The sequence below is a fragment of the Helcococcus ovis genome (genome assembly GCF_004524775.2).
In the GTDB taxonomy this organism is placed as follows: Bacteria; Bacillota; Clostridia; order Tissierellales; family Peptoniphilaceae; genus Helcococcus; species Helcococcus ovis.
Window position 1 is genome coordinate 167061 of the sequence record NZ_CP119081.1, and the last position, 13381, is coordinate 180441.

9 protein-coding genes are annotated in these 13381 nt (G+C 29.5%); 5 read left to right on the forward strand and 4 right to left on the reverse strand.

Annotation, left to right across the window (positions count from 1 at the left end; all coding sequences use genetic code 11):
• Positions 1-21 precede the first annotated feature (21 nt).
• The 5 genes from EQF90_RS00795 to EQF90_RS00815 all read left to right on the forward strand — a co-directional run bounded on the left by EQF90_RS00795 (position 22) and on the right by EQF90_RS00815 (position 9088).
• Positions 22-2394: an HAD-IC family P-type ATPase gene (locus EQF90_RS00795; RefSeq protein WP_134711361.1), complete on the forward strand. Its 2373-nt coding sequence runs from the start codon at positions 22-24 to the stop codon at positions 2392-2394.
• 262 nt (positions 2395-2656) lie between these two features.
• Positions 2657-4729: an elongation factor G gene (fusA, locus tag EQF90_RS00800; RefSeq protein WP_134711362.1), complete on the forward strand. Its 2073-nt coding sequence runs from the start codon at positions 2657-2659 to the stop codon at positions 4727-4729.
• Positions 4730-4858: 129 nt separating this feature from the next.
• Entirely contained in the window at positions 4859-5683 is an 825-nt protein-coding gene (locus tag EQF90_RS00805; protein ID WP_134711363.1) for a PRD domain-containing protein, read from the forward strand.
• A gap of 75 nt (positions 5684-5758) precedes the next feature.
• On the forward strand, positions 5759-7600 hold the full coding sequence (locus EQF90_RS00810; protein WP_134711364.1) for a glucose PTS transporter subunit IIA: 1842 nt from the start codon (positions 5759-5761) through the stop codon (positions 7598-7600).
• A gap of 18 nt (positions 7601-7618) precedes the next feature.
• On the forward strand, positions 7619-9088 hold the full coding sequence (locus EQF90_RS00815; RefSeq protein WP_134711365.1) for a glycoside hydrolase family 1 protein: 1470 nt from the start codon (positions 7619-7621) through the stop codon (positions 9086-9088).
• 326 nt (positions 9089-9414) lie between these two features.
• Here EQF90_RS00815 and EQF90_RS00820 read toward each other — a convergent pair whose 3' ends face one another.
• From EQF90_RS00820 to pflB, 4 genes are read right to left on the reverse strand one after another with little or no spacing between them, the layout of a single operon-like run.
• The gene (locus EQF90_RS00820) at positions 9415-10122 is read right to left on the reverse strand and encodes a Crp/Fnr family transcriptional regulator (protein WP_134711366.1); all 708 of its coding nucleotides are present in this window, start codon (positions 10120-10122) and stop codon (positions 9415-9417) included.
• A gap of 28 nt (positions 10123-10150) precedes the next feature.
• Positions 10151-10927 (reverse strand): pyruvate formate-lyase-activating protein, encoded by a 777-nt coding sequence (gene pflA, locus EQF90_RS00825; RefSeq protein WP_134711367.1) that lies wholly within the window; start codon positions 10925-10927, stop codon positions 10151-10153.
• A 1-nt stretch (position 10928) separates the two neighbouring features.
• Positions 10929-11168 (reverse strand): autonomous glycyl radical cofactor GrcA3, encoded by a 240-nt coding sequence (gene grcA3, locus EQF90_RS00830; protein ID WP_134711368.1) that lies wholly within the window; start codon positions 11166-11168, stop codon positions 10929-10931.
• Positions 11169-11205: 37 nt separating this feature from the next.
• Positions 11206-13350 carry a formate C-acetyltransferase gene (gene pflB, locus EQF90_RS00835; RefSeq protein WP_134711369.1) on the reverse strand — a complete coding sequence of 715 codons (2145 nt, stop codon included), beginning with the start codon at positions 13348-13350 and terminating at the stop codon, positions 11206-11208.
• Positions 13351-13381: the final 31 nt, after the last annotated feature.

Consider the following 13381-nt stretch of genomic DNA (forward strand, 5'->3'; position numbering starts at 1 on the left):
GGTTAAGTTTCTGGAGGTATAATGGAAGAAAAAAAGTTTAAGGGCTTGGATAGTGTTGAGGTTGAACAAAGATTAGCTGAAGGATTAGGGAATAATAATGGAAAAGTTAAGAGTAAATCAAATAAAGAGATAGTATTTAGTCATATTTTTACATTATTTAATATATTAAATTTTATACTACTTTTAGTAATAATTGGAGTTTCTATAGGAGATTGGCAATATATTAAAAATGGATTATTTTTTAATCTTATAATAATAAATACTTTTATAGGGCTTTATCAAGAGATAAGGGCTAGAAATGCGGTTGAAAAACTTACTTTAATTACTCAAGAAGATGTTGTAGTTATAAGGGATGGACAAAAGAAAAATATCTCTCCTGAAGAGATTGTATTAGGAGATTATTTGATTATAAGTGCAGGAGAACAGTTAAATGTTGATGCAAAGGTTATAGATACAGAATATTTACAAATGGATGAGTCTCTTTTAACAGGTGAATCTAATGCTATAAATAAATTAAAAAATGATGAGTTATTAGCTGGAAGTTTTGTATTATCCGGAAAGGCTGTTGTTGAAGTAACAAAAGTGGGAAATGATACATTTGCATCTAAAATTTTGAGTGAAGCAAAGCAAGTAAAAAAATCTCGTTCACAAATTATGAAATCATTAAATTTTATAGTAAAGATTTTAATTTGGGTAATATTGATAGTAGGGATTGCATTAATATCTAGTAAATTAATAAGATTGGGAATGAATGATTTTAAACCTATAGTAGTTTCAACTGTTGCAGCTTTAGTAGGAATGATCCCTGAAGGTTTAGTTTTACTTACTTCCATTGCATTTGCAGTTGGAGTTATTAGATTATCAAAATCAAAAATATTATTGAATGACATGAGCTCCATAGAAACATTAGCAAGAATAGACACATTGTGCCTAGATAAAACAGGAACCATAACAAGTGGAAATATGAAAGTTTCAAATTTATACTTAATAAATGCAGGAAAGTTTGATTCCTCAAAAGATGATAGAAAGCTTAAAGATATAATTTCACAGGCATTTTTCAAATTAGATGATAATAATGCAACTGCTAATGCTATAAAGAGTTATTTACCTTTAGAAGAAATATCTAAAAAATTTGAATTTGATAAAGTTTATGCTTTTTCTTCTGATAAAAAGTGGTCAGGAGTAAATTCTAAAACAGAAGGAACCTGGATATTTGGAGCACCGGAATTTGTACTTAATGAAGACGAACAAAAAATATATTCTTCTCAAATTGATGAATTAACAAATAAAGGTCTTAGAGTTTTAGTTGTTGCACATAGTGATACAATTCCAGGAGAGGATATGAAATTATCAGAAGATGTAAAAGCTATTGCATTTTTTGAGATTGAAGATGAACTTAGAGAAAATGCTCAAAGGACATTGGAATATTTCTATAAGCAGGGGGTTGATATTAAGATAATTTCAGGGGATAGCCCAAAAACTGTTAATGCTATTGCGAAGAGAGCGGGTGTTGATAATTTAATTAATCAAGTTGATATGAGTAAAATTGATGATAAAGAAGATCTATCAAAGCTTGTTGAAGAAAATCAGTTATTTGGTAGAGTTACACCATTCAAGAAACAAGCTATTTTAGAAGCCTTGCAAAAAAATGGTCATATTGTTGCAATGACAGGTGATGGGGTAAATGATGTGCCGGCACTTAAAAAAGCTGATTGTAGTGTTGCCATGGCACAAGGGAGTGAGGCTGCAAAGGTAAGTTCGGATATTGTTTTAGTAGAAAATAATTTAGCGGCAATGATTGATGCGGTTTATGAAGGTAGAAGAATTATAAATAATGTTGAAAGAGTTGCAAGATTATTTTTAACTAAGACGGTATATTCTGCACTTTTAGCAATATTATTTGTATTCTTAAAGGATAGATTCCCTCTATTTCCAATACAATTTACACTATTAAGTACATTTACAATTGGAACTCCGGCATTTTTTCTTGCACTTAGAGCTAATAAGGAAAGAGTTACTGGTAATTTCTTGAAAAAAGTAATGGGAGAAGCTATCCCTGCCGGATTAACTGCAACAATAATCGTATTATTACACTACTATTTGGGACCAATAGTTGGATTAGATTATGGGAAACAAAATACCGTTTCTGTAATGATATTATCAGGATTGGGATTAATTGTCCTAGCGAGAGCTATGAAACCCGTAGATATGTTTAGTTTAATAATATTTATAGCTTGTGCTATTGGATTAATAGGATCTTTTGTATTTTTCCCTAAATTTTTCTTCTTGAAATTATTAGGAATTTATGAAGTTATTTATGGATTATTTTTATTATTATTAATAGTTCCAATAATATTTTTAATTAAATTTATATTTAATAAGTTTATAAAATAAATAGAAAAATTGCAAAATATTCAGTGACAAAATAAAAGTTTGCACAGCCACCTCTACAGACCGAAGGTTGAGAAATAGTGGCAGCAAACTTTTATTTATATTTAATTTTAAAATTTATATATTTTATTTAATATCAAAACTAAGCTTATACCTAAAATTACAATTAAATTGTGTTATTTGTAGAAAAGACACAAAAAAGTTGCTAGACGTTTTCATTTGGTATATAATAAAAGACATAAGAAATAAATTAAATGGAGGTATTATGAAGAACTATAATACAGGTAGAATTAGAAATTTAGCCTTAGTTGGACACAGTGGAAGTGGTAAAACATCATTAACAGAAGCAATGCTTTTTAAATCCGGCACAATAGGAAAATTAGGAAATATCAATTCTGGGAATACAGTTTCAGATTTTGATAAAGAAGAGATTGAAAGAAAAGCTTCTATAAGTTTATCAGTTTCAAGTTTAGAATGGAATGATACAAAAATTAATCTAATCGACGCTCCAGGATATTTTGATTTTGAAGGACAAGTAAAATCCGCACTAAAAGCTAGTGAAGCAGCATTATTTGTTTTAGATGCTCAAGCAGGTATTGAAGTTGGTACTGAAAAATATTGGAAATATTGTGAAAAAATTGGATTACCAAGAATTATTTTTGTAAATAAAATTGACAAAGAAGATGTAAATTTCAATGAAGTAGTTGCAAATTTGCATACACAGTTTGGGAAAAAGGTTACTCCTTTAGTTTTGACATTAGGAGATGGGGCTCATCCGGGAGCGGGTAAAGATTTTAAAGGGCTTATTGATGTAATGAAAAAAGAAGCTTATACATACAATGGATTTGATAGGGAAAAAGCAATGATTCCGGAAATTCGTATGTTAGAAGTTGAAGAAGTATATAATCAATTAGCCGAAATAGTAGCACTTACAGATGATAGCCTAATGGAAAAATTCTTTGAAGGAATCAATTTTACTACAGAGGAATTTGCGAAAGGTATTACTAATGCAATGATTGCTGGTAGCGTAGTTCCGTTAATAGTAGGTTCTGCAACAGAGGGATATGGTATTGACGAATTATTAAATATTATTTCATATTATATGCCAGCACCAAATAATAAAAAAGCACATATAGGATTTAGAGCTCTTGAAGGGGAAAATAGACCTGTTGATGAAGATCAACCATTTTCAGCTTATGTATTTAAGACATACATGGATCCATTTGTAGGCAGAATTTCCCTATTTAAGGTCTTATCCGGTAAAATCACAAAAAATGATTCTATCTATAATGCAACAAGAAAAATAGATGAAAAATCAGCCGGTTTATTCAGAATGGAAGGTAAGAAACAAATAGAAGTAGATCAAGTAGTTGCAGGGGATATAGGGGCATTTACAAAATTAGAAGAAACTGAAACAGGAGACACACTAGCGGATAAAAATAATGTTATAGTTTATAAAACATTGAAACAACCTCAAGCTTCATTGACATATGCTATTGTTCCAAAGACAAAGAAAGATGAAGATAAGATTGGTCATGCGTTGCTTAAATTACAAGAAGAAGATACAAGCTTTGTATTTGAAAGAAACAATGAAACAAAACAATTGACAATTTCAGGTGTTGGCAATGTTCAATTACAAATTGTATTAGATAAATTAAAAAATAAATATGGTGTAGAAACAGAAAGAATACCTTTGAGAATTCCATATAGAGAAACAATTACCGGAAAGAGTGATGTTCAGGGTAAACACAAAAAACAATCTGGTGGTGCCGGACAATATGGTGATGTATTTATTAAGTTTGAACCAATTGAAGATGGTTTTGAATTCACAGAAGAAGTATTTGGTGGAGCTGTTCCTAAAAATTACTTCCCTGCTGTTGAAAAAGGGCTAGAAGAATCTTTAGAAAAAGGTATTTTAGCAGGATATCCGGTAGTAGGTATAAAAGCTACATTATATGACGGTTCATATCATCCGGTTGATTCAAATGAAATGGCATTTAAATTGGCAGCAGCTATTGCGTTTAAGGAAGGTATGAAAAAGGCAAATCCGGTATTATTAGAACCTATTATGAAATTAGAAACAACAATTCCTGAGGAATATTTAGGTGATGTAATGGGGGATATTAATAAGAAGAGAGGTAGAATACTTGGAATGGAACCACAAGAAGATGGTACCCAAGTAATCATAGCAGAAGCACCTTACGCAGAATTATTTGAATACGCAATAGACCTACGTTCAATGACACAAGGTAGAGGTTCATTTGAAATGGAATTTGTAAGATATGAACAAGTTCCTAAAGAACAGGCAAATAAAATTATAGAAGAAGCAAATAAATAAAAATATTAGAAAACATTTGCTAATTTTATATAGATATGATATGATGGTTTTAACAAACAAGAGCGTTATCGAAAGAGCGTAATCACTAAAAGATAGTGATTACGTTTTTTGTTTTATAGGAGGTAATAAATGGAGCTTATTAAGTCTTTCAATAATAATATAGTTTTAGCAAAACTTAATGAAAGACAGGTAATTGCCATAGGCAAAGGAATCGGATTTGCTAAAAAAGAAGGTGATTTTATACAACAGGATAAAATTGATACAGTTTTTAATTTTAGTAATGAAGAAATGAAAAAAATGAATTTGGAACTTTTAAATTCTATAAATATAGAAGATTTAATATTGGTAAAAAAACTAGTATCTTCTATTGAAGATAAGACTGGAAAAAATTTTAATTCAAGTATGATTATATCTTTGGCGGATCATATAGAAAATAGTTTAGATACAAATTTAATGGAATTTGAACATCCTATGAGATGGATAGTTAAGAGAACAAACCCTGATGAATATAGTTTATCTAAGTGGTTTATAGATGAATTTAATAAGTTTAGAAAATCTAAAAAGATTTCTAAAAATGAAGTTACAAGTATTACTCTTCATTTTATAAATAATCAATCTATCAAATCCATGTCGGAAACGATGAATGATTTGGAGGAAATAAATACAATTATTAATATTATTGAGTATAAGTCAAAAAAGAAATTGAATAAAAAAGGCTTGGATTATTCCAGATTTATTGTTCACTTAAGATTTTTACTTAATCGCTTAAAGGGAAAGGAGGATTATCAAGAAAAGCAAAACTTGGATTTGTATGGGCATCTTTTAGAAAAATCACCTAAGAAAGTGGTGGAAATATGTTATTTAATAACTAATTACTTGTCTAAAAAATATGATAAAGATATTGATAATGCTGAAAAAACATATTTATTAATTTATTTAAATAGAATTATTTAGGGAGTTACATTAAGTTGGCTAGACCATACTAAGGATATAGGTTTCTTTGTATGGTTTTTTTAATAGGGAGGAAAAATGAAATATGAAAAATTATCCAAAGATATATTGAAGTATATCGGAGGAGAAGAAAATATTATTGATTATTATAAATGTATTACTAGATTGAGGATAAATGTAAAAGATAAGTCTAAAGTTGATATGAAAAATATTGAAAAAAATGACTTAGTTCAAAAAGTACAATATAAGGGAAATGAGTTGCAGGTCGTTATAGGAGCAAAAGTAAATGAAATTTTTCAAGACTTTGAAAGGGTTTTAGATAATTCAAAGATTGATAAATCAAATTCAACTTTAGAAAATAAAGATATATCTACGAGAGTTGTGGACTTTTTAGGAGGAATCTTTGTTCCGGTTTTACCTGCACTTATAGCAGGAGGGATGTTAAAGAGTATAATTACATTATTAATGATGGCAAATTGGATTAGTCCTCAAACAGATATAGCAATTTTCTTAAATATAATAGCTGATTCTGTATTTTATTTTTTGCCATTTTTCTTAGCGGTAACATCGGCTAGAGTTATAAAAACTAATGAAATGTTAGCGATAATGGTAGCAGGAGGCTTGATGTATCCTACTTTAATTAATGGTTTACAAAGTCAGGCGAAGTTTCTTTATGTTTTTAGTTTAAGTATACCGGTTATGTCTTATGCTACTACAGTATTTCCTATAATATTTGGAGTATTACTATTAAAATATGTGCATAAATTTTTTGAAAAAATTATACCGGAAAATTTAAGGACAATATTTTCTCCGTTATTAACAATAATTATTACGTTATTATTGACATTAGCATTTCTTGCACCGTTGGGAAGTTATCTAGGTTCATATTTAGCTAAAATAATCAATGCTATATTTAATTTTAATGGAGTTATTGCCAGTATTGTAATTGGTGGATTATTACCATTAATAGTTATGGCAGGAATGCATCAATCACTATTTCCTATAATGTTAAATAATTTATCTGAAACAGGAAGTGACGTTATTTTACCTTTATTCTATTTGCAAACTTTAGCAATAGCTGGAGCGGTGATGGCAGTGTTTTTTGTAACTAATAATAAAAAGATAAAGTCAGCATGTGCATCAACAGGTATAACAGCATTTTTAGGAATTACTGAACCTGCGTTATATGGGATAGTGATACCGAAGAAAAAACCTTTAGTTGCAGCTCTAATAGCTTCAGGGATAGCTGGAGGATTGGGAAATTTTTTAGGTATAAGAGCTTTTTCCTTTGCAATGCCAAGTATTTTAAGTATACCAACATATTATAATCCTCAAAATAGAGTTAGTTTATTAGGTGTTTTTATAGCATCAGTAGTTTCGTTTGTTTTATCATTTATTCTTTCATATATTTTTATGAAATCTGATAATAAAAATGATGAAATAGTGGAAAGTAAAATAGTTGAAAAAGATGAGTTAATTTATTCTCCGTTAGAAAATGGAAAATCGATAGATGTATTAAAAGTAAATGACGATATTTTTTCAAAACAAATATTGGGACCTTCAGTTGCGATTAAACCATTAGATGGTAAGTTATTTGCACCGGTTGATGGGGTAATAACTATGATTGCGGATACCAAGCATGCTATAGGAATAAGTACTAAAAATGGGTTGGAACTTTTAATTCATATTGGTGTAGATACTGTTAAATTAGGAGGAGAGCCATTTGACCTAAATGTTAAAGAGGGGGACGAAGTTAAAAGGGGGGATTTATTAGCTTATATAAATCTAGATTTTTTAAGAAAAAATTGTAAGGAAGATACAATAATAATGGCGGTGACAAATGTTGAAGATATTGATATTTGTATACCGGAAGATAAATTTGTAAATAAAGATAGTTTAGTTTTAAGAAAAATATTTTAAATAGAAAAGGAGATAAAAATGTTAAATAATTTTCCAAAAGAATTTTTAATAGGTGGTTCAACTGCTGCAAATCAAATTGAGGGAGCATATAATGAAGGGGGAAAGGGTCTTTCCACTTCAGATTTTGCAGCTTATAAAGATCCGTATATTAATGGTAAAGTAGATAATTTTACTTTTAATGTAACATCGGAAGAATATAAGCAGTATTATGAAAATCCAAATCAATACAATTTTCCAAAAAGAAGAGGAATAGATTTTTATCATAGATATAAGGAAGATATAAAATTATTTGCTGAAATGGGATTTAAAATTTTTAGATTATCGATTTCATGGGCAAGAATATTTCCAACAGGAATTGAAGATAATCCAAATGAAGAAGGGTTAAAGTTTTATGATAATGTAATTGATGAATTGAAAAAATATGGAATTGAACCATTAGTAACTATGTCACACTATGAAATGCCTATTTATTTAACAGAACATTATAATGGCTGGCTAAGTAGAGATTTAATCGGATTTTTTGAAAAATATGCGAGAGTAATTTTTGAAAGATATAAAAACAAAGTAAAATATTGGATTACTTTTAATGAAATTAACATGAGTCTTAATAGCTTGTATACAGGAGCCGGCATATTTTCTGATAGGGTAGAAAATAAGGTTGAAGCTGCTTATAAAGCTGTTCACAATCAATTTTTAGCCAGTGCAAAAGCAGTTAAATTAGCTCATGAGATTATGCCGAATGCAATTATAGGATGTATGATTAATCAAATTGAGTCATATGCAAGGACAACAAAACCATTAGATCAATTACAGGCACATAAAGCAAATCAATTAAATATGTTTTATCCTGATGTTCAAGTAAGAGGTTATTATCCAAGATATATTTTAAATTACTTTAAAAAACATAATATAAATGTTGAAATTACAGAAGAAGATAAAGAAGTTTTATATCAAGGAAAAGTTGATTACGTTGCAATAAGTTATTATATGTCTCATGTAGCCGAATTTAGGGAAGATGCTGATGAAATAGCCGGAACATTTGATAGTCCTATAAAAAATGAATACCTAGAACTATCTCAATGGGATTGGCCAATTGATCCTATAGGGTTAAGAATATCTGTTGAAAAATTGTATGATAGGTATCAGTTACCAATTTTTGTTTGTGAAAATGGATTAGGAGCTAATGATGAACTTACAGATGATAAAAAAGTTCACGATTATTATAGAATAGATTATATTAAAAAGCACTTAGTTGAACTTTTAAATGCAATAGATTCAGGTGTAGAAGTATTAGGATATACAGTTTGGGGATGTATAGATTTAGTTAGTTGTGGAACATCGCAAATGAGTAAAAGATATGGATTTATTTATGTTGATGCAGATGATAAGGGGAGAGGAAGTTATGATAGATATAAAAAGGATTCTTTTTATTGGTTTAAAAAAGTGATTGAAACAAATGGAGAAATTTTGAGGATGGAAAGTTTATAATAGATAGAGTTAATGATTTAAGATATATAGAAAACAAATCTTAAACTATAGAAAATGGAGACTGTAATAAATTTTGTGTATGAAAATCTTTCTGATTAAGGTAATATAAACTTAATCAGGAGGATTTTTTATTGAAGGTAGAAGCAATTTTTAAAATTATCAATATATCATATTCAGTAATATATTGATAAACAAAAATTATCCACTCATATCAATATTATATCCAAAACAAGCCCCAGATATTAAGATCTGAGGCCTTTCTATGTGTTTTATTAAAATTTATTATATATTCTGTAATATCTTTTATTTTGTTACTTAATATAGTTTTAGATTAATATATTCTCAATTTTTTCGTAGTCTTTTATTAAAATTTTTCCTCTTGAAATTAATTTTAATATGCCTTCTTCTTCAAATTGATTTAATTTTCTACTCATAGTTTCTCTTGAAACCCCCGCTAGGGAACCAAGCTCTTCTTGAGTAACATTATATTTTATTAAGATACCTTTATCAGTGCCGTGACCATATAAGTTTACTAATGTTCTTAAAAGTTTTGCTACTCTAACATCAGTACTAATAACAGAAAGTCTATCAATTAAATCTTCAGCTTTTCTTATTCTTTCATATGATTGTTCTAATACTTTAGTTATAAATTTTATATTATGCTTTAATACATTGTTCACATCATAAGAAGAAATAGTTAAAACTGTAGTTTTATTTAAGGCATAAGCAGTATATTCGTATCTGTCACCTGATAAAATATTATGTCCACCTACAAAATCTCCTGGTTCATAGATGTATAAAATTTGTTCTTTTCCATCTGACATAATTTTAGATATTTTCATTTCGCCATCTAAAATTATGTACATTTTATCTGCCGGATCAAAAGATCTAAATATAGTTTCGCCTTTGTTATATTCTATAACATAGAAATCTGATCTTATACGTAAAAATTCCTCTTCTGACAATGAGTCAAGAAGAGGAATTTTTTTATAATTTAATTTTCCTTGTTTAAATAATTCTTTTAAATATTTCATAAATCCCTCTTAAGAATATATTACCATATTATTTGGAAATTTTACCAAGTTTTTTTCTTGTATCTCTTCTTCCCATAAGAATTATTTTTTTTGCAATTTCAGCATCTTGATTACTTAAAGAAGGAACTCCATCTAATGGATATTTAAAACCTAATTCTTTATACTTATCTACCCCCATTGTGTGATAGGGAAGCACGTCAATTGCTGTTATGTTGTCATAATTACCAAGTAATTCACCTGTTTGATATAGGAAATTTTTATTAAATGTAATTCTAGGAACAATAACGTGTCTAATCCAAATATTCATATTATGATCATCCATAAATTTTAAGAATTTAATAATATTTTCATTTGAATGTCCTGTTAATACTTTGTGTTGTCTAGGATTTACATGTTTAATATCTAACATTACTATATCGGTAACTTCCATTAATTTTTCAAATTTCTTCAAAAGTTCAGGATTATTATCTCTAAATGTAATTCCGCATGTATCTAGACAGGTATGAATATTTCTAGCTTGACAAGCTTCAAAAAGATCCAACACAAAATCCATTTGTACCAGAGATTCTCCTCCTGATAATGTTATACCACCATCTTTTAAGAATGGGCGATAACTTTCGTAATCATCTAAAACTTCTTTTACAGTCATTTCTTTACCACCAAACGAAGCCCATGTATCCGGATTGTGGCAGTAAAGACATCTCATCGGACATCCTTGTAAAAATAATACATATCTGACACCTGGACCATCCACTGTACCGAAAGTTTCTTTAGAGTGTATATATCCAACGGTATCTAGATTCATATTATAGTCCTCTGTGGAATGTTCTTGCGATTACGTCGTCTTGTTGTTCTTTTGTTAATTTTGTAAAGTTTACAGCATATCCTGAAACTCTAACTGTTAATTGAGGATATTTTTCTGGGTGAGCTTGAGCATCTAATAATGTTTCTTTATTAAATACGTTAACGTTTAAGTGGTGACCACCTTTTTCTACATATCCGTCTAACATTGATACTAGGTTATCTATTTGTGTTTTGTTTGCCATGATTTTTCTCCTTTTTTATATAAATATAATCTACTTATTATTTTCCTTCATCAGGATTAATATTTTTTAATGTAGGAATGCTACATGCGTTGCCTACACAAGTATCAGTTACTCTTTCTAAATCTAAACTTTCTAAATCAATATCTATATCTAATTCGTCTAAGTCTATTTCACCGGCAAATACTTTGTTATCTTTACCTAAAGCACCCGGAATGATTGAGAATGTATTACTAATACCGTCTTGGGCATCCTTATAAGGAATTTTTGCTACTGATGATAATGAAGCTAAAGCTCCTGATGTATCTCTTCCGTGCATTGGGTTAGCACCTGGTGCAAATGGTTGACCTAATCTTCTACCATCTGGTGTATTACCGGTTTTCTTACCATATACAACATTTGATGTAATTGTTAAGATTGATGTTGTAGGTACACCATCTCTGTAAGTTGGATGTTTTCTTACTTTTGCCATAAATGATTGTACAGCGTATACTGCTAATTCATCAGCTCTATCATCGTTGTTACCATATTTAGGGAAATCACCTTCTATTTCATAGTCAACTACGATTCCTTCTTCATTTCTAATTGTTTTAACTTTTGCATATTTAATAGCTGACAATGAGTCTGCAACTACTGATAATCCGGCGATACCTGTTGCAAAGTATCTCTTAACATCTCTATCATGTAAAGCCATTTGTACACTTTCATAAGCGTATTTATCATGCATGTAATGGATTACATTTAATGTATTTACATAGATACCAGCTAACCATTCCATCATATCTTCAAATTTTTCTTTTACTTCATCGAAGTCTAAATATTCTGATGTTATTGGTCTATATTTTGGCCCAATTTGTTTTAATAATTTTTCGTCAACACCACCATTTATAGCGTATAATAGACATTTTGCTAAGTTTGCTCTAGCACCAAAGAATTGCATTTCTTTACCAACTCTCATTGATGATACACAACATGCAATAGCATAGTCATCACCGTGAGTTTGTCTCATGATATCATCATTTTCGTATTGGATTGATGATGTATCAATTGACATCTTAGCACAGAATCTCTTGAAGTTTTCTGGTAGATGTACTGACCATAATACTGTCAAGTTTGGTTCTGGTGATGTACCTAGGTTTGTTAATGTGTGTAAATATCTGAAAGAGTTTTTTGTTACTAATGATCTTCCATCTAAACCAACACCTGCTAATGATTCTGTTACCCATGTTGGATCACCTGAGAATAAATCATTATATTCAGGAGTTCTTGCAAATTTAACCATTCTTAATTTCATGATGAAGTGGTCAATCATTTCTTGAGCTTCTTCTTCTGTGATTATACCTTCTTTCAAATCGTGTTCAATATAGATATCTAAGAATGTTGATGTTCTACCTAAACTCATTGCAGCTCCGTTTTGTTGTTTGATTGCTGCTAAGTAGCCAAAGTATAACCATTGGATAGCTTCTTTAGCATTTTGAGCTGGTTTAGAAATGTCATATCCGTAAATTTGACCTAATTCTTTTAATTCTTTTAATGATGTAACCTGATCTCTTAATTCTTCTCTTAGTCTAATGTTGTATTCTGACATGATAGGAGATACTGAATCGATTTGGTTTAATTTGTCTTCAATTAATTTGTCAATACCATATAAAGCTACTCTTCTATAGTCACCTATAATTCTACCTCTACCATAAGCATCTGGTAAACCTGTAACAACACCGGATTTTCTGATAGCTCTCATTTCAGGAGTATAAACATCAAATACCCCTTGGTTATGTGTTTTTCTGTATTCTGTGAAAATTTTATGTACTTCTGGATCTGGAGTATAACCATATGATTCACATGATGATTCACTTACTCTAATACCACCAAATGGTTGGAATGATCTTTTTAACGGTTTATCTGTTTGGAAACCTACGATTGTTTCTAGTTCTTTATTTAAGTATCCTGGCCCGTGTGATGTAATTGTTGATATGATACTTGTATCCATATCTAACACGCCACCATTTTCTCTTTCTTGTTTGAATAAGTCCATTACTTGAGCCCATAATTTTGTTGTAGCTTCTGTAGGACCTGCTAAGAATGTATCATCACCCTTATATTCTGTATAGTTGTTTTGAATGAAATCTCTAACATTTATTTCTTTTTTCCATTTTTCACCCAAAAATTTGTCCCAAATTGTCATGCAATTCCTCCTTGTTATTTATTTATCTATA